Source organism: Bradyrhizobium sp. 2TAF24 (genome assembly GCF_052115025.1).
GTDB lineage: Bacteria > Pseudomonadota > Alphaproteobacteria > Rhizobiales > Xanthobacteraceae > Bradyrhizobium_A.
Map to the genome: position 1 here is coordinate 31,830 of NZ_JBFRFW010000016.1, position 23,920 is coordinate 55,749.

25 protein-coding genes and 1 tRNA gene are annotated in these 23,920 nt (G+C 65.5%); 22 read left to right on the forward strand and 4 right to left on the reverse strand.

All coding sequences use genetic code 11. The features are described from left to right. Positions 1–45 precede the first annotated feature (45 nt). Complete coding sequence (locus tag AB4Z37_RS23535; RefSeq protein ID WP_441519173.1) at positions 46–345, reverse strand: HU family DNA-binding protein; 300 nt, start codon at positions 343–345, stop codon at positions 46–48. Positions 346–638: 293 nt separating this feature from the next. Beyond that, positions 639–715: transfer RNA gene (locus AB4Z37_RS23540), tRNA-Asp, on the reverse strand. A gap of 149 nt (positions 716–864) precedes the next feature. Between AB4Z37_RS23540 and AB4Z37_RS23545 the strand changes: the two genes are divergently transcribed. The 22 genes from AB4Z37_RS23545 (at position 865) to AB4Z37_RS23650 (ending at position 23,022) form a co-directional block, all read left to right on the forward strand. After that, positions 865–1,107, forward strand: coding sequence for a hypothetical protein (locus tag AB4Z37_RS23545; protein ID WP_441519174.1), 243 nt, complete (start codon positions 865–867; stop codon positions 1,105–1,107). A 172-nt stretch (positions 1,108–1,279) separates the two neighbouring features. Continuing rightward, positions 1,280–1,645 carry an NADH-quinone oxidoreductase subunit A gene (locus tag AB4Z37_RS23550; RefSeq protein ID WP_441519175.1) on the forward strand — a complete coding sequence of 122 codons (366 nt, stop codon included), beginning with the start codon at positions 1,280–1,282 and terminating at the stop codon, positions 1,643–1,645. After that, entirely contained in the window at positions 1,615–2,208 is a 594-nt protein-coding gene (locus tag AB4Z37_RS23555; protein WP_441519176.1) for a NuoB/complex I 20 kDa subunit family protein, read from the forward strand. The genes AB4Z37_RS23550 and AB4Z37_RS23555 overlap by 31 nt, the downstream gene beginning before the upstream one ends. Positions 2,209–2,235: 27 nt before the next feature. Next, positions 2,236–2,916 (forward strand): NADH-quinone oxidoreductase subunit C, encoded by a 681-nt coding sequence (locus AB4Z37_RS23560; protein WP_441519177.1) that lies wholly within the window; start codon positions 2,236–2,238, stop codon positions 2,914–2,916. After that, the gene (locus AB4Z37_RS23565) at positions 2,916–4,106 is read left to right on the forward strand and encodes an NADH-quinone oxidoreductase subunit D (RefSeq protein ID WP_441519178.1); all 1,191 of its coding nucleotides are present in this window, start codon (positions 2,916–2,918) and stop codon (positions 4,104–4,106) included. The genes AB4Z37_RS23560 and AB4Z37_RS23565 overlap by 1 nt, the downstream gene beginning before the upstream one ends. Positions 4,107–4,176: 70 nt before the next feature. After that, positions 4,177–4,788 (forward strand): NADH-quinone oxidoreductase subunit NuoE, encoded by a 612-nt coding sequence (nuoE, locus tag AB4Z37_RS23570; protein WP_211970564.1) that lies wholly within the window; start codon positions 4,177–4,179, stop codon positions 4,786–4,788. Next, on the forward strand, positions 4,788–6,110 hold the full coding sequence (nuoF, locus tag AB4Z37_RS23575; RefSeq protein ID WP_441519179.1) for an NADH-quinone oxidoreductase subunit NuoF: 1,323 nt from the start codon (positions 4,788–4,790) through the stop codon (positions 6,108–6,110). The genes nuoE and nuoF overlap by 1 nt, the downstream gene beginning before the upstream one ends. 80 nt (positions 6,111–6,190) lie before the next feature. Beyond that, a complete protein-coding gene (gene nuoG, locus AB4Z37_RS23580; protein WP_441519180.1) occupies positions 6,191–8,263 on the forward strand; it encodes an NADH-quinone oxidoreductase subunit NuoG in 2,073 nt (690 codons plus the stop codon). A 4-nt stretch (positions 8,264–8,267) separates the two neighbouring features. Beyond that, on the forward strand, positions 8,268–9,302 hold the full coding sequence (gene nuoH, locus AB4Z37_RS23585) for an NADH-quinone oxidoreductase subunit NuoH (RefSeq protein WP_441519181.1): 1,035 nt from the start codon (positions 8,268–8,270) through the stop codon (positions 9,300–9,302). Next, a complete protein-coding gene (nuoI, locus tag AB4Z37_RS23590) occupies positions 9,302–9,790 on the forward strand; it encodes an NADH-quinone oxidoreductase subunit NuoI (protein WP_211970560.1) in 489 nt (162 codons plus the stop codon). Before nuoH ends, nuoI begins: the two co-directional genes overlap by 1 nt. A gap of 9 nt (positions 9,791–9,799) precedes the next feature. After that, complete coding sequence (locus tag AB4Z37_RS23595) at positions 9,800–10,438, forward strand: NADH-quinone oxidoreductase subunit J (protein WP_441519182.1); 639 nt, start codon at positions 9,800–9,802, stop codon at positions 10,436–10,438. Further along, positions 10,435–10,743, forward strand: coding sequence for an NADH-quinone oxidoreductase subunit NuoK (gene nuoK, locus AB4Z37_RS23600; RefSeq protein ID WP_441519183.1), 309 nt, complete (start codon positions 10,435–10,437; stop codon positions 10,741–10,743). Before AB4Z37_RS23595 ends, nuoK begins: the two co-directional genes overlap by 4 nt. A 6-nt stretch (positions 10,744–10,749) precedes the next feature. Then, positions 10,750–12,813 carry an NADH-quinone oxidoreductase subunit L gene (nuoL, locus tag AB4Z37_RS23605; protein ID WP_441519184.1) on the forward strand — a complete coding sequence of 688 codons (2,064 nt, stop codon included), beginning with the start codon at positions 10,750–10,752 and terminating at the stop codon, positions 12,811–12,813. Beyond that, the gene (locus AB4Z37_RS23610; protein WP_441519185.1) at positions 12,813–14,318 is read left to right on the forward strand and encodes an NADH-quinone oxidoreductase subunit M; all 1,506 of its coding nucleotides are present in this window, start codon (positions 12,813–12,815) and stop codon (positions 14,316–14,318) included. The genes nuoL and AB4Z37_RS23610 overlap by 1 nt, the downstream gene beginning before the upstream one ends. A gap of 28 nt (positions 14,319–14,346) precedes the next feature. Next, the gene (gene nuoN / locus AB4Z37_RS23615; RefSeq protein ID WP_441519186.1) at positions 14,347–15,777 is read left to right on the forward strand and encodes an NADH-quinone oxidoreductase subunit NuoN; all 1,431 of its coding nucleotides are present in this window, start codon (positions 14,347–14,349) and stop codon (positions 15,775–15,777) included. Position 15,778: 1 nt separating this feature from the next. Continuing rightward, a complete protein-coding gene (locus AB4Z37_RS23620) occupies positions 15,779–16,591 on the forward strand; it encodes a biotin--[acetyl-CoA-carboxylase] ligase (RefSeq protein ID WP_441519187.1) in 813 nt (270 codons plus the stop codon). Next, positions 16,591–18,261 carry a ribonuclease J gene (locus AB4Z37_RS23625; protein WP_441519188.1) on the forward strand — a complete coding sequence of 557 codons (1,671 nt, stop codon included), beginning with the start codon at positions 16,591–16,593 and terminating at the stop codon, positions 18,259–18,261. The genes AB4Z37_RS23620 and AB4Z37_RS23625 overlap by 1 nt, the downstream gene beginning before the upstream one ends. Before the next feature lie 63 nt (positions 18,262–18,324). Next, complete coding sequence (gene mce, locus AB4Z37_RS23630; RefSeq protein ID WP_441519189.1) at positions 18,325–18,729, forward strand: methylmalonyl-CoA epimerase; 405 nt, start codon at positions 18,325–18,327, stop codon at positions 18,727–18,729. A 6-nt stretch (positions 18,730–18,735) separates the two neighbouring features. Beyond that, entirely contained in the window at positions 18,736–19,008 is a 273-nt protein-coding gene (locus AB4Z37_RS23635) for a DUF1467 family protein (RefSeq protein WP_441519190.1), read from the forward strand. Between the two features lie 628 nt (positions 19,009–19,636). Next, complete coding sequence (proS, locus tag AB4Z37_RS23640) at positions 19,637–20,956, forward strand: proline--tRNA ligase (RefSeq protein WP_441519191.1); 1,320 nt, start codon at positions 19,637–19,639, stop codon at positions 20,954–20,956. Positions 20,957–21,029: 73 nt separating this feature from the next. Next, complete coding sequence (locus tag AB4Z37_RS23645; RefSeq protein WP_441519192.1) at positions 21,030–22,310, forward strand: lipoprotein-releasing ABC transporter permease subunit; 1,281 nt, start codon at positions 21,030–21,032, stop codon at positions 22,308–22,310. Between the two features lie 10 nt (positions 22,311–22,320). Next, entirely contained in the window at positions 22,321–23,022 is a 702-nt protein-coding gene (locus tag AB4Z37_RS23650) for an ABC transporter ATP-binding protein (RefSeq protein WP_441519193.1), read from the forward strand. A gap of 89 nt (positions 23,023–23,111) precedes the next feature. On the opposite strand, the gene AB4Z37_RS23655 is transcribed toward AB4Z37_RS23650, so the two are convergent. Together AB4Z37_RS23655 and AB4Z37_RS23660 are read right to left on the reverse strand one after the other, a co-directional pair. Next, entirely contained in the window at positions 23,112–23,405 is a 294-nt protein-coding gene (locus AB4Z37_RS23655) for a DUF3551 domain-containing protein (protein WP_441519194.1), read from the reverse strand. A gap of 31 nt (positions 23,406–23,436) precedes the next feature. Continuing rightward, the gene (locus AB4Z37_RS23660) at positions 23,437–23,724 is read right to left on the reverse strand and encodes a DUF3551 domain-containing protein (RefSeq protein ID WP_441519195.1); all 288 of its coding nucleotides are present in this window, start codon (positions 23,722–23,724) and stop codon (positions 23,437–23,439) included. Positions 23,725–23,920: the final 196 nt, after the last annotated feature.

The following is a 23,920-nucleotide window of genomic DNA, read 5'->3' on the forward strand; positions in this document are numbered from 1 at the left end:
CTGCGACCGGCCCCGAAACGATGTTAGCGCAGAAGTGGCCTTTTCTCAGACCGCTTCCTTCAATTCCTTGGAGGCGCGGAACGCGACCTTCTTGCTGGCCTTGATCTGGATCTGCTCGCCGGTGGCCGGGTTGCGACCGGTGCGGGCGGCACGCTTGCGGACCTGGAGGATGCCGAGGCCGACGATGCGGATGCGCTCGCCCTTCTTCAGGTGCTTGGTGATCTTGCTGACCATGTCGGAGAGAATCGCCTCGGTCTGCTTCTTGGAGAGCTCGTGGTCCTCCGCGAGGGCGGCCGCGAGATGCTTGAGCGTGACAGTGGCGGGGGTCGCTGCTTTCTTCGCCATATCTGGCCCTCCTGGGTTGGTGGCACGTCAAAAAAAGGCAGTTGAATCGCGGCTTAAATGATTCGACAGCGGCCTGACTACGCCGCTCGGCCCGTAAAACGGCCGATTTTGCGCCCGCGGCTCAGGAACGCCTGTCAAAACCGGGCCAAACGCACGCTGACGACGAGCGACGGCCGCAGGTTCAAGACCCTTGAATGGAGATCGGAATGGGAGGGGCAGAACGAGAATAACCCGGCCAATTCGGCCAGACTGAACCGCACAAATCGAAATTTCAGCTAAGTGCTTGATTTCGCTGGCGCGAGAGACGGGGCTCGAACCCGCGACCTCCGGCGTGACAGGCCGGCGCTCTAACCAACTGAGCTACTCCCGCATCGGGGGAACAGCGCCCCGCCGCGATGGATGTGGGACTTAAAGGGGCCGGTCGCGCAAGTCAAGTTCAAGTCTGCCCGATCATGTTGAGAAATCGCGGAAAAGTTTTACCGCCCGGCTCGGGAGATCAGCCGGGCGCTGGCCGGTCTCGTGGCGCGCAAGCTGGTCGCCAAGGAGATCAATCCCCGGGATACCCGCGAGGTGCTGGTGTCGCTGACCAAAGCCGGGCTCTCAGCGCATGACAGGATTGTCGAGGGCGCGATGGAGCGCCAGCGCGACCTGCTCGCGGGAATCGACCCCGCGCTGGCGCAGCCCCTTCTGGCGGCGATCGACGTTCTGACCGAAAAGGCCGCGGCAATGCTGGAGGCGGAGCGCCAGGTCGAGAATAAATAATTGTGACACAGGGGCTTGGCGGGGAGGGAAAAGGCTTGTCCCCATCTGCACTTCATGATGGAAACCCTCAAAATACCTTGTCTTGCCACCCCTGTTGCACTGCGCTAATCCAGAACCATTCCAAAGTTTCGCGAATCCGCGGAACGGTTTTCCGCTGAAATCGAGGTTGCCGATGGGCGGCATCTTGCAGAGCTATCTACCCCTTGTTGTATTCATCGGCGTCGCGGTGGTGATCGGGCTGGCGTTGCTGATCGCCCCCTTCATCGTTGCCTATCAGCAGCCGGACGCGGAAAAGCTGTCCGCCTATGAGTGCGGCTTCAACGCCTTCGACGACGCGCGCATGAAGTTCGACGTGCGCTTCTACCTGGTCGCCATCCTGTTCATCATCTTCGACCTCGAGGTCGCGTTCCTGTTCCCGTGGGCGGTGGCCTTCGGCAAGCTCGGCGCCGCCGGCTTCTGGTCGATGATGGTGTTCCTGGGCGTGCTGACCGTCGGTTTCGCCTATGAATGGAAGAAAGGGGCGCTGGAATGGGATTGATCCAGCCCGCAGTTGCGCCGGCCGCCACCGGTATTCTTGATCCGCGCACCGGGAAGCCGGTGGGGGCGGACGACCACTTCTTCCTGGAAGTGAACAACGAGCTTGCCGACAAGGGCTTCTTCGTCACCGCGACCGAGGACCTCATCACCTGGGCGCGCACCGGCTCGCTGATGTGGATGACCTTCGGGCTCGCTTGCTGCGCCGTCGAGATGATGCAGATGTCGATGCCGCGCTACGATGCCGAGCGCTTCGGTTTCGCGCCGCGTGCGTCGCCGCGTCAGTCCGACGTCATGATCGTCGCAGGCACGCTGACCAACAAGATGGCCCCGGCGCTGCGCAAGGTCTACGACCAGATGCCGGAGCCACGCTACGTCATCTCGATGGGATCGTGCGCCAACGGCGGCGGTTACTATCACTACTCCTACTCGGTGGTGCGCGGCTGCGATCGCATCGTGCCCGTCGACATCTATGTGCCCGGCTGCCCGCCCACCGCGGAAGCGCTGCTGTACGGCGTCATGCTGCTGCAGAAGAAGATCCGGCGCACCGGCACGATCGAACGCTAGGTTTCAAACGGTTTAAGGCCTGCAGGAATGGACGACGCGAAGCTCGACGCCTCCCAACGCGATGCCTCCAAGCTTGATGCCTCCAAGCTTGATGCCTCCAAGCTCGATGCTTTGGGGCAGGCGATTGTCGCAGCGCTGCCTGGCGCCGCGCTCGCGTATGACATCGCGTTCGACCAGGTCAACGTAACGGTGGAGACCGGCAAAATTGTGGAGGTCGTGCGGCTGCTGCGCGACGATCCGCGTTTCCGCTTCGTCAACATCATCGACGTCACGGCGGTGGACTATCCGGGACGCGAGCTGCGTTTCGACGTCGTCTACCACCTGCTGTCGCCGTCGCGGAACGAGCGGGTGCGGCTGCGCGCCCATGCCGGCGAGACGACGCAGGTGCCGTCGATCATCGACGTGTTTCCGGGCGCCGACTGGTTCGAGCGCGAGACCTACGACCTCTATGGCGTGATCTTCACCGGTCATCCCGACATGCGCCGCCTGCTGACCGACTACGGCTTCGACGGTCACCCGCTGCGCAAGGACTTCCCGCTGACCGGCTTCGTCGAGGTGCGTTACGACGACCAGGAGAAGCGCGTGGTGTACGAGCCGGTGCGGCTCAACCAGGAATTCCGCAAGTTCGATTTCATGTCGCCGTGGGAAGGCGCGGACTATCCGCTGCCGGGCGACGAGAAGGCCGCCGGCGGAAAGGCAGGCAACTGATGGCTGAGGCATCGCTCCGCAATTTCACGATCAACTTCGGGCCGCAGCATCCGGCGGCCCACGGCGTGCTGCGCCTCGTGCTCGAGCTCGATGGCGAGGTGGTCGAGCGCGTCGATCCGCATATCGGCCTTTTGCATCGCGGCACCGAGAAGCTGATCGAGCAGAAGACCTACCTGCAGGCGATTCCGTATTTCGATCGTCTCGACTACGTCGCGCCGATGAATCAGGAGCATGCGTTCTGCCTCGCGGCGGAAAAGCTGCTCGGCATCACCGTGCCGCGGCGCGGCCAGCTGATCCGCGTGCTGTACAGCGAGATCGGCCGCATCTTGTCGCATCTGCTCAACGTCACGACGCAGGCGATGGACGTCGGCGCGCTCACCCCGCCGTTGTGGGGCTTTGAAGAGCGCGAGAAGCTGATGGTGTTCTACGAGCGCGCCTCGGGCAGCCGCATGCACGCCGCGTTCTTCCGCATCGGCGGCGTCCATCAGGACCTGCCGCCGGCGTTGATCGACGACATCTGGAACTGGTGCGATCCGTTCATCAAGGTCGTCGACGACCTCGAGACGCTGCTCACCGACAACCGCATCTTCAAGCAGCGCAACGTCGACATTGGCGTGGTGACGCTGGAGCAGGCGTGGGAGTGGGGCTTCTCCGGCGTCATGGTGCGCGGCTCGGGCGCGGCCTGGGACCTGCGCAAGTCGCAGCCCTACGAGTGTTACGCCGAGATGGATTTCGATATCCCGATCGGCAAGAACGGCGACTGCTACGACCGCTACTGCATCCGCGTCGAGGAGATGCGCCAGTCGGTGCGCATCATGAAGCAGTGCATCGAGAAGCTGCGCGCGCCGGACGGGCAGGGTCCCGTCGCCGTCGAGGATCACAAGATCTTCCCACCGCGCCGCGGTGACATGAAGCGCTCGATGGAAGCGCTGATCCATCACTTCAAGCTCTACACCGAAGGCTTCCACGTGCCGGCCGGCGAGGTCTACGCCGCGGTCGAGGCGCCGAAGGGCGAGTTCGGCGTCTACCTCGTCGCCGACGGCAGCAACAAGCCCTACAAGTGCAAGATTCGCGCGCCTGGGTTTGCGCATCTGCAGGCGATGGACTTCATCTGCAGGGGGCATCTGCTGGCGGACGTGTCGGCGATCCTCGGCTCGCTCGACATCGTGTTCGGCGAGGTGGACCGGTGATCGCGTCCACGTTTCCTGCCTTCGACTGCAACCTGCGCGCCGCACGGCGCTCGTTGAGAGACTGAGTCCCATGTCCGTCCGCCGTCTGGCACCGAAAGAGCTGCAGCCCGCGAGCTTCGAGTTCACCGCGGAAAATCTCGCCTGGGCGAAGGCGCAGATCGCGAAATATCCCGAAGGCCGCCAGGCCTCGGCGGTGATCCCGATCCTGTGGAAGGTGCAGGAGCAGCACGACGGCTGGGTGTCGGAGCCGGCGATCCGCGCCGTCGCCGACCTGCTCGACATGCCCTACATCCGCGTGCTCGAGGTCGCGACCTTCTACACCATGTTCCAGCTGCAGCCGGTGGGCAAGAAGGCCCACGTCCAGGTCTGCGGCACCACGCCGTGCCAGCTGCGCGGCGCCGGCGACCTGATCAAGGAATGCCAGCACCGCATCCATCACGATCCCTTCCACCTGTCCGCCGATGGCGATTTCAGCTGGGAAGAGGTCGAGTGCCTCGGGGCCTGCGTCAACGCACCGATGATGATGGTCGGCAAGGACACCTACGAAGACCTGACGGTCGAGAGCTTCAACAAGGTGCTCGACGGCTTCGCCGCCGGCAACCCGCCGAAGCCCGGTCCGCAGAGCACCCGTCCGTCGTCCGCCCCGATCAGCGGACTGACCTCGTTGAAGGATAAAGTGTGATGCTGGACGACAAGGACCGCATCTTCCGCAATCTCTACGGCCTGCATGACTGGGGCCTGGAAGGCGCACGCGCCCGTGGCGCCTGGGACGGCACCAAGGCCATCCTCGACAAGGGCCGTGACTGGATCATCAACGAGATGAAGGCGTCCGGCCTGCGCGGCCGCGGCGGCGCAGGCTTTCCGACCGGCCTGAAGTGGTCGTTCATGCCCAAGCAGTCCGACGGGCGGCCGCACTATCTCGTCGTCAATGCCGACGAGTCCGAGCCCGGCACCTGCAAGGACCGCGAGATCCTGCGCCACGATCCGCACCTCTTGATCGAAGGCTGCCTGATCGCCAGCGCGGCGATGGGCGCCCATGCCTGTTACATCTATGTGCGCGGCGAGTTCATCAGGGAGCGCGAGCACCTGCAGGCGGCGGTCGATCAGGCCTATGACGCCAAGCTGATCGGCAAGGACAACGTCCACGGCTATCCGTTCGACCTCTACGTTCATCACGGTGCCGGCGCTTACATCTGTGGCGAAGAGACCGCGCTGCTGGAGAGTCTGGAAGGCAAGAAGGGCCAGCCGCGCCTCAAGCCGCCATTCCCGGCCAACATGGGCCTCTATGGCTGCCCGACCACGGTAAACAACGTCGAGTCGATCGCGGTGGCGCCGGACATCCTGCGCCGCGGCGCCGGCTGGTTCGCCTCGATCGGCCGCGCCAACAATGTCGGCACCAAGCTGTTCGGCATTTCCGGCCACGTCAACATGCCGTGCGTGGTCGAGGAAGCCATGGGCATCCCGTTCCGCGAGCTGATCGAGAAGCACGGTGGCGGCATCCGCGGCGGCTGGGACAACCTGCTCGCCATCATTCCCGGCGGGGCGTCGTGTCCGCTGATCCCGGCGGCGGACTGCCAGGAACTGATCATGGACTTCGACGGCACCCGCGCCGTGAAGTCGAGCTTCGGCACCGCCGGCGTGATCGTGATGGACAAGTCCACCGACATCATCCGCGCCATTGCCCGCATCAGCTACTTCTTCAAGCATGAGAGCTGCGGCCAGTGCACGCCGTGCCGCGAGGGCACCGGCTGGATGTGGCGCGTGCTGTCGCGCATGGCCGAGGGCCGCGCCCACAAGCGCGAGATCGGCATGCTGCTCGAAGTCACCACCCAGGTCGAAGGCCACACCATCTGCGCGCTCGGCGACGCCGCGGCCTGGCCGATCCAGGGACTGATCCGGCATTTCCGGCCGGAGATCGAACGGCGCATCGACGAGTACTCCAGCAAGGCGAGCATCGACGATGCCGGCGTTCTCGATCCCGCGCACATGATCGCGGCGGAGTGAACGGCGATCATGATCAAGCACACGGTTGCAACAGGCCGGCGCGAGCGCGCCGGTCGGCAAGTTGAGGAAGTCGTGAGGCAATGACGAAGCTTCTCATCGACGGCAAGGAAATCGAGGTTCCGGCGGAGTACACGCTGCTGCAGGCCTGTGAGGCCGCCGGCGCGGAAATTCCGCGGTTCTGCTACCACGAACGGCTGTCCATCGCCGGCAACTGCCGCATGTGCCTCGTCGAGGTGAAGGGCTCGCCGAAGCCGGTGGCGAGCTGCGCCTGGGGCGTGCGCGACTGCCGGCCTGGTCCGAACGGCGAGCCGCCGGAGGTCTCAACCCGCTCGCCGATGGTCAAGAAGGCCCGCGAGGGCGTGATGGAGTTCCTGCTGATCAACCATCCGCTTGACTGCCCGATCTGCGACCAGGGCGGCGAGTGTGACCTGCAGGACCAGGCGATGGGCTACGGTGTCGACACCAGCCGCTTCGCCGAGAACAAGCGCGCCGTCGAGGACAAGTATCTCGGCGCGCTGGTCAAGACGTCGATGACCCGCTGCATCCAGTGCACGCGTTGCGTGCGCTTCACCACCGAGGTGTGCGGCGTGCCCGAGATGGGTGCGACTGGCCGCGGCGAGGACGTGGAGATCACCTCCTACCTCGAGAGCGCTCTGACCTCCGAGCTGCAGGGCAACCTCGTCGACATCTGCCCGGTGGGCGCGCTGACCTCCAAGCCCTACGCGTTCGCCGCGCGGCCCTGGGAGCTCGGCAAGACCCAGTCGGTCGACGTGATGGATGCGGTCGGCGCGGCGATCCGGATCGATACCCGTGGCCGCGAGGTGATGCGCATCCTGCCGCGCGTCAACGAGGCGGTGAACGAGGAGTGGATCTCCGACAAAACCCGTCATGTCGTCGATGGCCTGCGCACCCAGCGCCTCGACCGGCCGTACCTGCGTGACAATGGCAAGCTGCGCCCGGCCACCTGGCAGGAGGCGTTCGCCGCCATCGCCGCCAAGACGAAGGGCCGCGACGGCAAGCGCATCGGCGCCATCGCGGGCGACCTCGCCGCGGTGGAGGAGATGTTCGCGCTGAAGGAGCTGCTCGGCAAGCTCGGCTCGGCCAACCTCGCCACCCAGCATGGCGCGTTCGACGGCAAGGCGGGGCGGGCGTCCTACATCTTCAACCCGACCATCGCCGGCCTCGATCAGGCCGACGCGCTGCTGATCGTCGGCAGCAACCCGCGCAAGGAAGCGGCCGTGCTCAACGCCCGCATCCGCAAGCGCTGGCGTACCGGTCAGCTCAAGGTCGCGGTGATCGGCGACAAGGCCGACCTGACTTACAACTATGACTATCTTGGCGCCGGCGCCGATACCCTGGCCGAGCTCGCTGCGGGCAAGCTCGCTTTCGCCGAGGTGCTCAGGAATGCCAAGGCACCGATCGTGCTGGTCGGCGCGGGCGCGATCGACCGGGCCGACGGTGCGGCCGTCGTGGCGCAGGCGGCCAAGCTCGCCGTCGACATCGGCGCGCTCAAGGACGGCTGGAACGGCTTTGCCGTGCTGCAGTCGGCGGCGTCCAGCGTCGGCGCGCTCGACATCGGCTTTATGCCGGGCGAGGGCGGTCTCGACGCGGCACGGATGACCGCTGCCGGCGCGCTCGACGTGCTGTTCCTGCTCGGCGCCGACGAGGTCAAGGTCGCCGACGGCGCCTTCGTGGTCTACATCGGCACCCATGGTGACCGCGGCGCACACCGCGCCGACGTCATCCTGCCGGGCGCGGCCTACACCGAGAAGAGCGGCCTGTTCGTCAATACCGAGGGCCGGGTGCAGATGGCGGCCCGCGCCGCGTTCCCGCCGGGCGATGCCCGCGAGGACTGGGCGATCCTGCGCGCGCTGTCCGATGTGCTCGGCGCGCGGCTGCCCTACGACTCCCTCGGCGCGCTGCGCCAGGCCATCTTCAAGGCCGTGCCGCACCTGATGCGGGTCGGCCAGATCGAGCCGGCGGATGCCGCCGGGGTTCGCACGCTGGCGTCGCGTGGCGGCAGCATCGACAAGGCCGGTTTCCACTCGCCGGTCGAGGATTTCTACATGACCAATCCCATCGCCCGGGCGTCCGCCGTGATGGCCGAGTGTTCGCGCCTCGCCGCGGGCCGCGTTCTGACCGCAGCGGAGTAAGTCGATGACCTTCGCCGAATTCTGGACCAGCACGTTGTGGCCGCTGATCATCATGGTGGCTGAGAGCGTCCTGCTGCTGGTCGTCCTGCTGGTCGGGATCGCCTACATCCTGCTCGCCGACCGCAAGATCTGGGCGGCGGTGCAGATCCGCCGCGGCCCGAACGTGGTCGGCCCATGGGGCCTGCTGCAGTCGTTCGCCGACCTCCTCAAGTTCGTCCTCAAGGAGCCGGTGATCCCGGCCGGCGCGAACAAGGGTGTGTTCCTGCTCGCGCCGCTGGTGTCCTGCGTGCTGGCGCTTGCCGCCTGGGCGGTGATCCCGGTCGATCTCGGCTGGGTGATCGCCGACATCAATGTCGGCGTGCTCTACATCTTCGCGATCTCGTCGCTGTCGATCTACGGCATCATCATGGCCGGCTGGGCGTCGAACTCGAAGTATCCGTTCCTCGCCGCGCTGCGCTCGGCAGCGCAGATGGTGTCTTATGAGGTCTCGATCGGCTTCGTCATCATCTGTGTGCTGCTGTGCGTCGGCTCGCTGAACCTGACCGCGATCGTCGAGGCGCAGAACACCCGGTTCGGCCTGTTCGGCTGGTACTGGCTGCCGCTGCTGCCGCTGTTCGTGATCTTCTACGTCTCGGCGCTGGCCGAGACCAACCGGCCGCCGTTCGACCTCGTCGAGGCGGAGTCCGAGCTCGTTGCCGGCTTCATGGTCGAATACGGCTCGACGCCGTACATGATGTTCATGCTCGGCGAGTACGTCGCCATCGCCACCATGTGTGCGATGGGGGCGATCCTGTTCATGGGCGGCTGGCTGCCGCCGTTCCCGGTCGCTCCGTTCACCTGGGTGCCGGGCGTGATCTGGTTCGTGCTCAAGCTGCTGTTCATGTTTTTCCTGTTCGCGATGGCGAAGGCGATCGTGCCCCGCTATCGCTACGACCAGCTGATGCGGCTGGGCTGGAAGGTATTCCTGCCGATTTCGCTGGCCATGGTGGTTATTGTCGCGGCGTTCCTGCAGTTCGTCGCGCCGCTAGTGAGGCTGTGATGAGTGTCGCAACCGCAACCCGTTCGCTGCTGCTCAAGGAATTCGTTTCGGCGTTCTTTCTCGCCATGCGCTATTTCTTCAAGCCGAAGCCGACGCTGAATTATCCGTTCGAGAAGGGCCCGATCTCGCCGCGCTTCCGTGGCGAGCATGCGCTGCGCCGCTACCCCAACGGGGAAGAGCGCTGCATCGCCTGCAAGCTGTGCGAGGCGGTGTGTCCGGCGCAGGCCATCACCATCGAGGCCGGCCCGCGGCGCAACGACGGCACCCGCCGCACCGTGCGCTACGACATCGACATGGTGAAGTGCATCTATTGCGGCCTGTGCCAGGAAGCGTGCCCGGTCGACGCCATCGTCGAGGGGCCGAACTTCGAGTTCGCCACCGAGACCCGTGAAGAGCTTTTCTATGACAAGGCCAAGCTGCTCGCGAACGGCGATCGCTGGGAACGTGAAATCGCCAAGAGCATCGCGCTCGATGCGCCGTACCGGTGAGGTGACAGAATGATCCTTCCGGCACTTTTCTTCTACCTGTTCGCGGGGGTCTGCGTCGCCTCCGCCGTGATGGTGATCGCCGCGCGCAATCCCGTCCATTCGGTGCTGTTCCTGATCCTGGCGTTCGTCAACGCCGCGGGGCTGTTCATGCTGATGGGCGCCGAGTTCCTGGCCATGATCCTGATTGTGGTCTATGTCGGCGCGGTCGCGGTGCTGTTCCTGTTCGTGATCATGATGCTCGACGTCGACTTCGCCGAGCTCAAGCAGGGCTTCATCGAGTACCTGCCGGTCGGCCTGCTGGTCGGTGCGATCTTCCTCGCCGAACTGCTGCTGGTGGCCGGCGGCTGGGTGATCAGCCCGACGCTGACCAAGACCGTGGCGGCGCCGATCCCGGCGAACGTGTCCAATGCCGAGGCGCTCGGCCTCGTGCTCTATACGAAGTATGTGCATTACTTCCAGCTGGCCGGTGCGGTGCTGCTGGTCGCCATGATCGGCGCCATCGTGCTGACGCTGCGCCACAAGGCGAACGTCAAGCGGCAGAGCATCCCGGTGCAGAACGCCCGCACCAAGGCGCTCGCCATGGAGGTGCGCAAGGTGGCGCCGGGGCAGGGCCTGCAGGACGCCGATGCGGAAGGGTGGGTGCGATGACGATCGGGCTCGGACACTATCTCGCGGTCGCCGCGATCCTGTTCACGCTGGGCATTCTCGGCATCTTCCTCAACCGCAAGAACGTCATCGTCATCCTGATGTCGATCGAGCTGATCCTGCTCGCCGTCAACATCAACCTGGTGGCGTTCTCGACGTTCCTCAACGACATTGTCGGGCAGGTGTACGCGCTGCTGGTTCTGACCGTTGCGGCGGCGGAAGCGGCGATCGGCCTGGCCGTGCTGGTGGTGTTCTATCGCAACCGCGGTTCGATCGCGGTCGAAGACATCAATCTGATGAAGGGCTGACGGCGGATGATTCAGGCCATTGTTTTCCTGCCACTGCTGGGCGCGATCCTTGCCGGTCTGATCGCGCTGTTCGGGGCGCATGCGCGCAACCCGAGCGGTGACGACATGGATCACGGCGACGCCCACGGCGCTCATGCCCATGCGGCGCATGACGATCACGGCCACGACGACCATGGTCATGACGACCATGGCCCGGTCGAGCCGCCGGCGGCGGGCTCGCGCGCGGCCGAAGTGATCACCACCGCGCTGCTGCTGATCTCGGCGGCGCTGTCCTGGGTGACCTTCGTCGACGTCGGCTTCGGGCACCACGACGCCCGCGTCGTGCTGCTGCCCTGGATCAACTCCGGCGAACTCAACGTCTTCTGGACGCTGCGCGTCGATACGCTCACCGCCGTCATGCTGGTGGTGGTGAACACCGTGTCGGCGCTCGTGCACCTGTATTCGATCGGGTACATGCACGAGGACCCGAACCGGCCGCGGTTCATGGCCTACCTGTCGCTGTTCACCTTCGCCATGCTGATGCTGGTGACCTCCGACAACCTGGTGCAGATGTTCTTCGGCTGGGAAGGCGTCGGTCTCGCCAGCTACCTGCTGATCGGCTTCTGGTTCCAGAAGCCGACGGCCAACGCCGCCGCCATCAAGGCGTTCGTGGTCAACCGCGTCGGCGACTTCGGCTTCTCGCTCGGCATCTTCGCGATCTTCGCGCTGGTCGGGTCGACCGATTTCGACACCATCTTCGGCGCCGCGCCGGGCCTCGTCGGCAAGACCATTCATCTCTTTGGCCACGACTTCGACGCGCTGACGCTGACCTGCCTGCTGCTGTTCATGGGCGCGATGGGCAAGTCGGCCCAGTTCCTGCTGCACACCTGGCTGCCGGACGCGATGGAAGGCCCGACCCCGGTCTCGGCCCTCATTCATGCCGCGACCATGGTAACCGCGGGCGTGTTCATGGTGGCGCGGCTGTCGCCGCTGTTCGAGCTGGCGCCGACGGCTCAGGCCTTCGTCATGCTGATCGGCGGCACCACGGCGCTGTTCGCGGCGACCATCGGCCTCGTGCAGAACGACATCAAGCGCATCGTCGCGTACTCGACCTGCTCGCAGCTCGGCTACATGTTCGTCGCGCTCGGGGCAGGGGCCTACTCGGTCGGCATCTTCCACCTGTTCACCCATGCCTTCTTCAAGGCGCTGCTGTTCCTGGGCTCGGGCTCGGTGATCCACGCGATGCACCACGAGCAGGACATCCGCAACATGGGTGGCCTGAAGAACCGCATTCCCTTCACCTACAGCGTGATGGTGATCGGCACGCTGGCGCTGACCGGCTTCCCGCTCACGGCCGGCTACTTCTCGAAGGACAAGATCATCGAGTCGGCATTCGTGGCCCACAACCCGTTCGCGCTTTATGCCTTCCTCGCGACCGTGATCGCCGCCGGCCTGACGTCGTTCTACTCCTGGCGTCTGATCTTCAAGACGTTCCACGGCGAACCGCACGATCGTAAGCACTACGACGCGGCGCACGAGAGCCCGCTGGTGATGCTGATCCCGCTGGCGGTGCTGGCGGCCGGCTCGATCCTCGCAGGCTATCCGTTCGTGGAGCTGTTTGCGGGGCATGGCGTCGAGGAGTTCTTCCGCGAGTCGCTGAAGATGAAGCCCCACATCCTCGATGAGATGCACCACATCCCCGAGGCTGTCGCCTATCTGCCGACGGCGATGATGGCGATCGGCTTTGTGGTGGCGCTGGTGTTCTACATCAGCAAGCCGTACCTGCCGGTCGAGCTCGCCAACGACCATCCGCTGCTGTACCGCTTCCTGCTCAACAAGTGGTACTTCGACGAGCTCTACGACTTCCTGTTCGTGCGCCCGGCGAAGCGGCTCGGCACTTTCCTCTGGAAGAAGGGCGATGGCGCGATCATCGACGGGCTCGGCCCGGATGGCGTCGCCGCGCGGGTGCTCGACATCACCCGTGGCGCGGTCCGCCTGCAGACCGGCTACCTCTATCATTACGCCTTCGCGATGCTGATCGGCGTCGCGGGTCTTATCACCTGGTTCATTTTCGGTCTCGGGGGCCAATAATGACAACCTGGCCCGTTCTATCGGTCGTCACCTTCCTGCCGCTCCTCGGCGCGATCCTGGTCTATCTCAGCCGCGGCGACGACGAGGCCGCCAAGGGCAATGCGCGCTGGATCGCGCTCTGGACCACGCTGGTCACCTTCGCGGTGTCGCTGGTGCTGGTCTGGCGCTTCGATGCCACGCAAGCCGGCTTCCAGTTCGAGGAGAAGGGTCCCTGGCTCGCCCAGGCGATCAACTACCACATGGGCGTCGACGGCATTTCGCTGCCGTTCGTCATCCTGACCACCGCCCTGATGCCGTTCTGCATCGTCGCCAGCTGGAAGTCGGTGACGGTGCGGGTGCGCGAATACATGATGGCGTTCCTGGTGCTGGAAACGCTCATGGTCGGCACCTTCTCGGCGCTCGACCTCGTGCTGTTCTACCTGTTCTTCGAGGGCGGCCTGATCCCGATGTTCCTGATCATCGGTGTCTGGGGCGGTCCGCGCCGGGTCTACGCCAGCTTCAAGTTCTTCCTCTACACGCTGCTCGGCTCGGTGCTGATGCTGCTCGCCATCATGGCGCTGTACTGGAATGCCGGCACCACCGACATCCCGACGCTGATGCACACCGCGGTGCCGCGCAGCCTGCAGACCTGGGCATGGCTGGCGTTCTTCGCCTCGTTCGCGGTGAAGATGCCGATGTGGCCGGTGCATACCTGGCTGCCGGACGCCCACGTCGAGGCGCCGACCGCGGGGTCGGTGATCCTCGCCGCCATCCTGCTGAAGATGGGCGGCTACGGCTTCCTGCGCTTCTCGCTGCCGATGTTCCCGCTGGCGTCGCATGACTTCGCGCCGCTGGTCTACACGCTGTCGGTGATCGCGATCGTCTACACCTCGCTGGTCGCCCTCATGCAGGAGGACATCAAGAAGCTGATCGCGTACTCGTCGGTCGCGCATATGGGCTTCGTCACCATGGGCATCTTCGCGGGCACGACGCAGGGCGTCGCCGGCGGCGTGTTCCAGATGGTGTCGCACGGCATCGTGTCGGGCGCGCTGTTCCTGTGCGTCGGCGTCGTCTACGACCGCCTGCATACCCGCGAGATCGCGGCCTATGGCGGCCTCGTCAACCGCATGCCGCTCTATGCCTTCGCCTTTATGGTGTTCACCATGGCCAATGTCGGCCTGCCGGGCACGTCGGGCTTCGTCGGCGAATTCCTGACGCTGCTGGGGACGTTCAAGGTCAGCACCGCGACCGCGTTCTTCGCCACGCTGGGGGTGATCCTGTCGGCGGCCTATGCGCTGTGGCTCTACCGCAAGGTGGTGTTCGGCGCGCTGACCAAGCCGTCGCTGGCCTCGATCAAGGACCTCACCCTGCGCGAGGGCGTGATCCTGATGCCGCTGGTGGCGCTGACCATCCTGTTCGGCGTCTATCCCAAGCCGGTGCTCGACATGTCGTCGGCGTCGGTCCAGCAACTCGTGACCAATTACAGCCAGGCGATCACGGCCGTGAAGGCCGCCGCGCTGCCATGACCGTGTCGACGGATCGGGATTGAACCTCATGACTTTCGCCGGATATTCCCTGCTTCCCGTCGTGCCGGAGATCGTGCTGGCGCTTGGGGCGATGCTGCTTCTGATGATCGGTGCCTATCGCGGCCCGCAGACCACGGGCGCGATCGGCTGGCTTGCGCTGCTTCTGCTGGTCCTGACCGGTGCGCTGGTGCTGTGGCTGCCGTCCGGCAAGCTCGTGACGTTCAATGGCAGCTTCGTCGTCGACGACTTCGCACGCTTCCTGAAGATCCTGGCACTGATCGGCTCGGGCACGACGCTGCTGTTGTCGCGTGAGTTCCTGTCGGTGCCGTCGCGGCGGATGTTCGAGTTCGCGATCCTGATCCTGCTGTCGACCGTCGGCATGCTGATCCTGATCTCGGCCGCCGACCTGATCATGCTCTATCTCGGCCTCGAGCTGATGTCGCTGGCGCTCTATGTGGTGGCGGCGAGCCATCGTGACGATGCCAAGTCCACCGAGGCGGGCCTCAAGTACTTCGTGCTCGGCGCGCTGTCGTCCGGCATGCTGCTGTACGGCGCCTCGCTGATCTACGGCTTCAGCGGCACGGTCAGCTTTGCCGGCATCGCGGCCGCCGCCAAGGGCGGCAGCACCGGCGTGGTGTTCGGCATCGTATTCCTGCTCGCGGGCCTGTGCTTCAAGATCTCCGCGGTGCCGTTCCACATGTGGACGCCGGACGTCTACGAGGGCGCACCGACCCCGGTGACGGCGTTCTTTGCCTCGGCGCCGAAGGTCGCCGCGCTCGCGGTGTTCACCCGCGTGACGCTGACCGCGTTCCCGGGCGTGACCCACCAGTGGCAGCAGATCGTGGTGTTCGTCGCCATCGCGTCGATGGCGCTGGGTTCGTTCGCGGCGATCGGTCAGAAGAACATCAAGCGCCTGATGGCGTATTCCTCGATCGGCCACATGGGCTTCGCACTGGTCGGCCTTGCGTCCGGCACGCCGGAAGGGGCACAGGGCGTGCTGATCTACATCGCCATCTACGTGGCGATGACGCTGGCATCGTTCTCGGTCATCCTCGCCATGAAGCGCAACGGCCAAGTCGTTGAGAACATTTCGGATTTCGCCGGGCTCGCGCGCACCAACCCGCTGCTGGCGTTCTTCTTCGCCATGCTGCTGTTCTCGCTCGCCGGCATTCCGCCGCTGGCCGGCTTCTTCGCCAAGTTCTATGTGTTCCTGGCGGCGATCAAGGCCGGCCTGTTCACGCTGGCGGTGATCGGCGTGCTGACCAGTGTCGTCGGCGCGTTCTACTATCTCAGCATCATCAAGACGATGTACTTCGACGAACCGGTCGGCGCGGTCGATCCGGTCCGCGGCGAGCTGCGCACCGTGCTGGCGATCGCCGGCACCTTCAACATCCTGTTCTTCGCCTATCCGGCGCCGCTGGTGAGCGTGGCGACGGCCGCGGCGAAGTCCTTGTTCTGAGATGGTGTTCGCGCTCGGTCCCGCAGCCCGTTCGGCAGGTTACCGGCTAGAGGCGTTCGAGAGCATCGGATCGACCAATGCGGAAGCACTGGCACGGGCCCGCGCCGGTGAGCGCGGGCCGCTTTGGCTGGTGACGCCGCAGCAGACCGCCGGCCGCGGCCGGCGCGACCGGGCCTGGATCTCGCCGCGCGGTAACCTCGCCGCCAGCGTCGTCGAGGTGATCGACGTTGCGCCGCCGGTTGCCGCGACGTTGGGGTTCGCCGCCGGGCTCGCGCTCGAGCAGGCCCTGCAGGCGGTCAGCGTCGAGGCACGGCTGCGCTCGCCGGACTCGACCGACACCGTGTTCACGCTGAAATGGCCCAATGACGTGCTGGCCGGCGGCCGCAAGCTGTCCGGCATTCTGCTCGAGGCCGAGCTTGTTGCGTCGCGGCAGCTCGCTGTCGTCGTCGGGATTGGCGTGAATGTGGTGGCGGCGCCCGAAGGCACGCCATACCCTGCGGCGGCGCTGCATGCGCTCGGCATTCATGTCGGGGCGGAGGAGCTGTTCGGCGCGCTGTCGGAGGCCTGGGCGCGGTTGCGCGCGGTCTGGGACAACGGCCGCGGCTTCGGCGAGATCCGCCGGCAGTGGCTGGAACGGGCTTCCGGGCTCGGCCAGCCGGTGTCGGTGAGGACCGGGGGCGCGCCGCTGACCGGCCGTTTCGAGACCATCGACGACACCGGCTGCCTGATCGTGGTCACGGACGATGGGGCCAAGGTGCCGGTGACCGCCGGCGATGTCTATTTCGGGGCGGCCGCCTCGTCAGGAGCTACATGATGGCGCGACCCGACGAACTGACTTTCGCGCCGCTCGGGGGTGTCGGCGAGATCGGCATGAACCTGTCGATCTACGGCATCGGCAACCGTCATCAGCGCAGCTGGCTCGCCGTCGACCTCGGCGTGTCGTTCGGCGACGAGGAGCACCTGCCGGGCATCGACCTCGTGATGCCCGACATCCGCTTCCTGGAGCAGGAGCGCAAGAACCTCGTCGGCATCGTGCTGACCCACGCCCACGAGGACCATTTCGGCGCCATCATCGACCTGTGGCCGCGGCTGCGGGTGCCGATCTATGCCACCGCGTTCAGTGCGGGCCTGTTCGAGGCGAAATGCGCCGCGGAGCGCAACGCGCCGGAGATTCCTGTCACGGTCGTGCCGTCGGGCGGGCGCATTGACTTGGGTCCGTTCAACGTCGAGTTCATTCCGGTGGCGCATTCGATCCCGGAATCCCATGCGCTCGCCATCCGCACCTCGGCCGGCACCGTGTTGCACACCGGTGACTGGAAGATCGATCCGACCCCGATCATCGGCAAGCCGACCGACGAGAAGCGGCTGCGCGAACTCGGCGACGAGGGCGTGCTGGCGCTGGTCGGCGATTCCACCAACGCGGTGCGCGACGGCCGTTCGCCGTCGGAAACCGAGGTGGCCGCGGCGATCACTGCGATCGTCAAGCAGGCCAGGGGGCGCGTCGCCGTGACGACCTTTGCGTCCAACGTCGCCCGTATCCGCGCCGTGGCCGACGCGGCGCGGGCCGCCGACCGCGAGGTCGTGGTGGTCGGCCGCGCCATGGAGCGTGTGGTGCAGGTGGCGCGCGAGACCGGCTACCTCGACGGCGTCGCGGAGTTCCGCAGCGCCGAGTACTACGGCCATTTCCCCCCGGACAAGGTGCTGGCGCTGTGCACCGGCAGCCAGGGCGAGCCGCGCGCAGCGCTCGCCCGCATCGCCAACGACGACCACCCGCTGGTCACCCTCAACAGGGGCGACTGCGTGATCTTTTCCTCGCGCACCATTCCGGGCAACGAGAAGGCGGTCGGCGCCATCATCAACTCGTTCGTCGAGCAGGGCGTCGAGATCATCACCGACCGCACCCATCTCGTCCACGTCTCCGGCCATCCGCGCCGCGACGAGCTGCGCGACATGATTTCCTGGGTGCGTCCGCAGGTGCTTATCCCCGTGCATGGCGAGGCGCTGCACCTGTCGGAGCATGCCAAGCTCGCCCGCGCCGCCGGCGTGCCCAAGGTGATCACCTGCAAGAATGGCAATCTGCTGCGTCTCGGACCCGGCGATCCGGCCGTGATCGACGATGTGCCGTCGGGGCGCATCTACAAGGACGGCAAACTGCTCGAGGACCAGAAGGCCCGCGCCGTGGTCGAGCGGCGGCGGATGTCGTTTGCCGGCTGCGCGTTCGTCGCGCTCGCGCTGACCGAGAAGGGTGAGCTCGCGGACGATCCCGAAGTTGATCTGATGGGTATTCCGGAAAACAATGCCGAGGGTGAGGTGATCGCCGACGAGGTGTTCGATCTCGTGGTGTCGACGGTCGAAAACCTGCCGCGGGCCCGCCGGCGGGACGCGGATGCCGTGTCGGAATCGATTCGCCGCGCCGTGCGCGCCTCGATCGCCGAGCAGTGGGGCAAGAAGCCCCTCTGCGTCGTGCATGTCTTGATGGTCTAGGCTGCGACGCGGCTCCGGCGCGTTGGTGGCCGGTGCTCGTCAGCAAGCAACAGGGAGGATGTCATGCTCGGCCGTCTCAACCATGTCGCCATCGCGGTGCGCAATGCGCAGAAGGCCGCGAAGATCTATGGCATCGCATTCGGCGCCGAGATCTCCGAGGCGGTGCCGCTGCCGGAGCATGGCGTGATCACCGTGTTCGCGACGCTGCCGAACACCAAGATCGAGTTCATCCAGCCCTATGGCGATGCCTCGCCGATCGCCAAATTCCTCGAGCGCAATGCCGACGGCGGCATCCACCACGTCTGCTACGAGGTGCCTGACATCATCGCCGCGCGCGACACGCTGCTGCGCGAGGGCGCGCGGGTGCTGGGCGACGGCGAGCCCAAGATCGGCGCCCATGGCAAGCCGGTGCTGTTCCTCCACCCGAAGGACTTTTCGGGTGCTCTTGTCGAAATCGAGCAGGCCTGACGTTCCGTGTCGATCTCGTCCGCGATTGCGATCTATTTCGTGCTGTGGTGGGTGGTGCTGTTCGCGGTGCTGCCGTTCGGCGTGCGCAGCCAGGTCGAGGAGGGCACCTCCGCGGCACCGGGCTCCGATCCCGGCGCGCCGGTGTTGCCGCGCATGGCCAGGAAGCTGCTGTGGACCACGCTGATTTCGTTGGCGCTGTTCACCGCCGGTCTGTGGGCCTACAAGGCCGGCTACCTGAACGTCGAGCGCCTGACAAAGATGATGGGGATACCGCTGTAGGGTGGTGCCTGCCGCGGCAGGCACGTCACATCCTTGACACGTTGACGTCGTAACTCCCGCCCTGTCAGGGTTACTGTCGACAAGACAAAAAAAAGCAGGGCCCATGCCCTGCTTCAAAAATTGTGTCGACCCTATTGTCCCCGAAAGCGTTGAGGTTTGGTGCTGTTGGACGGGGCGACGCTGCTTCGGCGCGTCAGGGCTCCTCCCGAGACTTGGACCACCAAGCTTCAGCCTCACGGCCAGCTTGAAGCATCACGCTAGCTGATCATTTTTGATTTGTCACTCTTTTCGGCAACAAATGTCTAAAACATCGGCTGGACGTAAATCTTCGTTTCAAACGGCTGATGGATCGCGCCAAAATACAACCGGAAGGCGAAAATTCCACTGGAGCGCGAGGGGTGGTCCGGTGATCCCAGGGCCTTGAACGGCTGCGCCGCCGGCCCGGCGCCCGCTCGATCCCATCAGGAGAATCACAGCTGCACGATGCAGCCGGAGCGCCCACCAGGCTGGCCGCGGCGCTGGCGATCCCTGCCAAAACGCGGTTTTCCGGCCGCAAACGCTTGTGTTTTGAGCCCCGATCCGGTTTCACTGCCTGTATCCCTGTCCCAAACGATTCTTGAGTGTTCCCATGCGATTGTCGCGTTTCTTTCTGCCCATCCTCAAGGAGACGCCGAAGGAGGCGGAGATTGCGTCGCACCGCCTGATGCTGCGCGCGGGTATGCTGCGCCAGCAGGCCGCGGGCATTTACTCCTGGCTGCCGCTCGGCCTGCGGGTGCTGGCCAAGATCGAGCAGATCGTCCGTGAGGAGCAGAACCGGGCCGGCGCCATCGAGCTCTTGATGCCGACACTGCAGCTCGCCGATCTCTGGCGCGAGAGCGGTCGCTATGACGCCTACGGTCCGGAGATGCTGCGCATCCAGGACCGCCACAAGCGCGAACTTCTCTACGGTCCGACCAACGAGGAGATGATCACCGAGATCTTCCGCAGCTATGTCCGCTCCTACAAGAGCCTGCCGCTCAACCTCTACCACATCCAGTGGAAATTCCGCGACGAGCAGCGCCCGCGCTTCGGCGTGATGCGCGGCCGCGAATTCCTGATGAAGGACGCCTATTCCTTCGACATCGACCAGGATGCGGCGCGGCTGTCCTACAACAAGATGTTCGTCGCCTATCTGCGCACGTTCGCGCGGATGGGGCTGCAGGCGATTCCGATGCGGGCCGAGACCGGTCCGATCGGCGGCGACCTGTCGCACGAGTTCATCGTGCTGGCCGACACCGGCGAGTCCGGCGTCTACTGCAACAGCGATGTGCTCAAGCTGCCGGTGCCGGGCGAGGACGTCGACTACGGCGGCGATCTGACTCCGATCATCCGGCAGTGGACCGAGCTCTATGCGGCGACGGAGGACGTCCACGACGCCGCGCGGTTCGACAGCGAGGTTCCCGAGGCCAAGCGGCTGCACACCCGCGGCATCGAGGTCGGCCAGATCTTCTATTTCGGCACCAAGTACTCCGAGACCATGAAGGCGCTGGTGATGGGCCCGGACGGCACCGAGCGGCCGATCCATGGCGGCTCCTATGGCGTCGGTGTGTCGCGCCTGCTCGGCGCGATCATCGAGGCCTTCCATGACGAGGCGGGCATCAAGTGGCCGGAGACCGTGGCCCCGTTCCGCGTCGCGCTGCTCAACCTCAAACAGGGTGGCGGCGACACCGACGTTGCCTGCGACAGGCTCTACGCGGCGCTGACCGCCAAGGGCGTCGACGTGCTCTATGACGACCGTGAGGAGCGGCCGGGCGCCAAGTTTGCGACCGCCGACCTGATCGGCATCCCCTGGCAGGTGATGGTCGGCCCGAAGGGCCTCGCCGAGGGCAAGGTCGAGCTCAAGCGCCGCAGCGACGGCGAGCGCGAACTGCTGACGCCGGACGACGTCATTGCCCGGCTGACCGCATGAGTTTCTCACCGCGTGAGGCGCGGTGCCGAGGGTGTGCGACCAGAATTAGCCCCAATCGTGTGAAATCCGTGCGATGGATACGCCGATGAGTGAGCCAGTCCGAACCGCCCCCTTCGCCGCCTTCGAGTGGATGTTGTCGATGCGCTACCTGCGGGCGCGTCGCAAGGAGGGATTCATCTCGGTCATCGCCGGCTTCTCGTTCCTCGGCATCATGCTGGGTGTGGCGACCTTGATCATCGTCATGGCGGTGATGAACGGCTTCCGCACGGAGCTGCTCGACAAGATTCTCGGCCTCAACGGCCATATCGCGGTGCAGCCGCAGGAATCGCCGTTGACCGACTGGAAGGACGTCGCCGAGCGGATCAACACCGTGAACGGCATCCGTTTTGCCGCCCCCGTGGTCGACGGGCAGGCGCTGGGATCCTCGCCCTATGGCGCCGCCGGCGTGTTCGTGCGCGGCATCCGCGCCAAGGACCTCGACAACGTCACCTCCGTCGCCAAGAACATCAAGCAGGGCACGCTGGAGGGATTCGACGAGGGGCAGGGGATCGCGATCGGCCGTCGGCTTGCCGACCAGCTTTCCGTCCATGCGGGTGACAGCGTGACGCTGGTGGCGCCGCGCGGTGCCGTGACGCCGATGGGGACGACGCCGCGGATCAAGCCCTACAAGGTCGCGGCGGTGTTCGAGATCGGCATGTCGGAATACGACGCGACTTTCGTGTTCATGCCGCTCGCCGAGGCGCAGGCCTATTTCAACCGCAGCAACGACGTGACCGCGATCGAGATCTATACCGACAATCCCGACAAGGTCGAAACCTACCGCAAGGCGGTGATCGAGGCGGCCGGGCGGCCGATCTACCTGATCGACTGGCGCAGCCGCAACGCCACCTTCTTCAATGCACTGCAGGTCGAGCGCAACGTCATGTTCCTGATCCTGACCCTGATCGTGCTGGTCGCGGCGCTCAATATCGTGTCCGGCCTGATCATGCTGGTGAAGGACAAGGGCAGCGACATCGCGATCCTGCGCACCATGGGCGCGTCGCAGGGCGCGGTGATGCGGGTGTTCCTGATCACCGGCGCGGCGATCGGCGTGGTCGGCACCCTGGTTGGATTTCTGGTCGGGCTCGTGATCTGCCTGAACATCGAGGCGATCCGCCAGTTCCTGTCGTGGCTGACCAACACTCAGCTGTTCCCGCCTGAACTGTATTTCCTGTCCAGGCTGCCCGCCCAGGTCGATGTCGCCGAGACGGCGGCGGTTGTGATCATGGCGCTGACGCTGTCGTTCCTGGCGACGCTCTATCCGTCATGGCGGGCGTCGCGGCTCGATCCCGTCGAAGCGCTTCGGTACGAATAGGGCGGCTGCGATGGCTCAGGGGGACAAGGACGACGTACCGGTGATCTACCTGCACGACATCCGCCGGCAATACCGGCAGGGTGAAGCGGTGCTCACCATTCTCGATGGCGCCAAGCTCGCGCTGTGGCCGGGGCAGTCGGTGGCGCTGGTGGCGCCATCGGGCTCGGGCAAGTCGACGCTGCTGCATATCGCCGGGCTGCTGGAAAGCCCCGATGAAGGCGAGGTCTATGTCGGCGGCACTGCCACCTCGACGCTGTCGGACGCGGACCGCACCCAGCTGCGCCGCACCGACATCGGGTTCGTCTACCAGTCGCACCGGCTGCTGCCGGAATTCACCGCGCTCGAGAATGTCATGCTGCCGCAGATGATCCGCGGCCTGAAGCGCGGCGAGACCATCCAGCGTGCCAAGGAGATCCTGGCTTATCTCGGGCTTGGTGAGCGCATCACCCACAGGCCGGCGGAGTTGTCCGGCGGTGAACAGCAGCGCGTCGCGATCGCGCGGGCGGTCGCCAATGCACCGCGGGTGCTGTTCGCCGACGAGCCGACCGGCAATCTCGATCCGCACACTGCCGATCACGTCTTCCAGGCGCTCATGCAACTGGTGAAGGCGACGCGGGTGTCGATGCTGATCGCCACCCACAACATGGAGCTCGCGGGCCGCATGGATCGGCGCGTGTCGCTGCAGGACGGCCACGTCGTCGAGCTGGATTAGCGGGCGGGCAACGCCAGGCAGTGACGGCGGGGCGTCCGCCGCCGGGCCGCTTCGAAAAATGCCGTCAGGATGTGCGTGGCAGGATTCGGTCAGTCGCGGTGACGCGCGCGATGGCGCCGCCGCGGCGGCGGGGCGCCGTCGTCGCGGGCATCGGCAGCCGGATCCGCGACGCCATGTGCGCCGAATGGATAGGCGGGATTGTACAGGCAGGTCGCGCCGATCCCGGAAGCGCTGGCATTGCACTGTGCCAGCGAGACAAAGCGGCAGCTGACGAGATCGTCCCGCCAGTGCAGGCAGATCGGAAAGATCTGCGACTGGGCCGATGCCGGCATCGCGGCGAAGGCAAGGCCGAAGGCCGCCGCTGCCAGCACCGCACGCATCATCGTCCGCCTCGCGGGCTCCACGCCGCGATGCTCAGTAATATTCCCGGTACCAGTGCTTGCGCTTGCCGCGGGGGCGCGGCGCGGGCTCGTCGACATAGGCGGCGCGGCCGGCGTAGGCGGGGTTGGCGAGGCAGGTCGCGCCGAGCCCCGAGGCAGACGCAGCGCACTGGCCGAACGTGCTGTAGCGACAGTCCATCCGGTCGTACGGACCGAATTGGCAGACGGGATAGTTGCCGGCGGAAGCGGGGGCCGTGCTCATCGCTGTCGCACCGATCCCGATGGCGAGGGCGGACATCGCGCCCAACACAATGCTACGCATTTCAACCTCCTGCCGACTCGCGGCGCTTCGAACTGTCCTCTGCACCAAGCCGCTCCCGCCGATTTTCGTCAAGACACGTTTGCGCGTGCCATCGTCGCAATGCAGCCACCTTCCGTCTTAGGCGCCCGGAGCGGCCGTTCCGTTCAAATGAAGATGAAAGCTCTGTGCGGCAGGCTCGGATTTCGGACTTGCGATG

Coding starts and splice junctions, on each gene's coding strand:
- AB4Z37_RS23535 (WP_441519173.1), bottom strand. CDS start 345: ATGGCGAAGAAAGCAGCGACCCCCGCCACTGTCACGCTCAAGCATCTC.
- AB4Z37_RS23550 (WP_441519175.1), top strand. CDS start 1,280: ATGGGCGGCATCTTGCAGAGCTATCTACCCCTTGTTGTATTCATCGGC.
- AB4Z37_RS23555 (WP_441519176.1), top strand. CDS start 1,615: ATGGAAGAAAGGGGCGCTGGAATGGGATTGATCCAGCCCGCAGTTGCG.
- AB4Z37_RS23560 (WP_441519177.1), top strand. CDS start 2,236: ATGGACGACGCGAAGCTCGACGCCTCCCAACGCGATGCCTCCAAGCTT.
- AB4Z37_RS23565 (WP_441519178.1), top strand. CDS start 2,916: ATGGCTGAGGCATCGCTCCGCAATTTCACGATCAACTTCGGGCCGCAG.
- nuoE (WP_211970564.1), top strand. CDS start 4,177: ATGTCCGTCCGCCGTCTGGCACCGAAAGAGCTGCAGCCCGCGAGCTTC.
- nuoF (WP_441519179.1), top strand. CDS start 4,788: ATGCTGGACGACAAGGACCGCATCTTCCGCAATCTCTACGGCCTGCAT.
- nuoG (WP_441519180.1), top strand. CDS start 6,191: ATGACGAAGCTTCTCATCGACGGCAAGGAAATCGAGGTTCCGGCGGAG.
- nuoH (WP_441519181.1), top strand. CDS start 8,268: ATGACCTTCGCCGAATTCTGGACCAGCACGTTGTGGCCGCTGATCATC.
- nuoI (WP_211970560.1), top strand. CDS start 9,302: ATGAGTGTCGCAACCGCAACCCGTTCGCTGCTGCTCAAGGAATTCGTT.
- AB4Z37_RS23595 (WP_441519182.1), top strand. CDS start 9,800: ATGATCCTTCCGGCACTTTTCTTCTACCTGTTCGCGGGGGTCTGCGTC.
- nuoK (WP_441519183.1), top strand. CDS start 10,435: ATGACGATCGGGCTCGGACACTATCTCGCGGTCGCCGCGATCCTGTTC.
- nuoL (WP_441519184.1), top strand. CDS start 10,750: ATGATTCAGGCCATTGTTTTCCTGCCACTGCTGGGCGCGATCCTTGCC.
- AB4Z37_RS23610 (WP_441519185.1), top strand. CDS start 12,813: ATGACAACCTGGCCCGTTCTATCGGTCGTCACCTTCCTGCCGCTCCTC.
- nuoN (WP_441519186.1), top strand. CDS start 14,347: ATGACTTTCGCCGGATATTCCCTGCTTCCCGTCGTGCCGGAGATCGTG.
- AB4Z37_RS23620 (WP_441519187.1), top strand. CDS start 15,779: ATGGTGTTCGCGCTCGGTCCCGCAGCCCGTTCGGCAGGTTACCGGCTA.
- AB4Z37_RS23625 (WP_441519188.1), top strand. CDS start 16,591: ATGGCGCGACCCGACGAACTGACTTTCGCGCCGCTCGGGGGTGTCGGC.
- mce (WP_441519189.1), top strand. CDS start 18,325: ATGCTCGGCCGTCTCAACCATGTCGCCATCGCGGTGCGCAATGCGCAG.
- proS (WP_441519191.1), top strand. CDS start 19,637: ATGCGATTGTCGCGTTTCTTTCTGCCCATCCTCAAGGAGACGCCGAAG.
- AB4Z37_RS23645 (WP_441519192.1), top strand. CDS start 21,030: ATGGATACGCCGATGAGTGAGCCAGTCCGAACCGCCCCCTTCGCCGCC.
- AB4Z37_RS23650 (WP_441519193.1), top strand. CDS start 22,321: ATGGCTCAGGGGGACAAGGACGACGTACCGGTGATCTACCTGCACGAC.
- AB4Z37_RS23655 (WP_441519194.1), bottom strand. CDS start 23,405: ATGATGCGTGCGGTGCTGGCAGCGGCGGCCTTCGGCCTTGCCTTCGCC.
- AB4Z37_RS23660 (WP_441519195.1), bottom strand. CDS start 23,724: ATGCGTAGCATTGTGTTGGGCGCGATGTCCGCCCTCGCCATCGGGATC.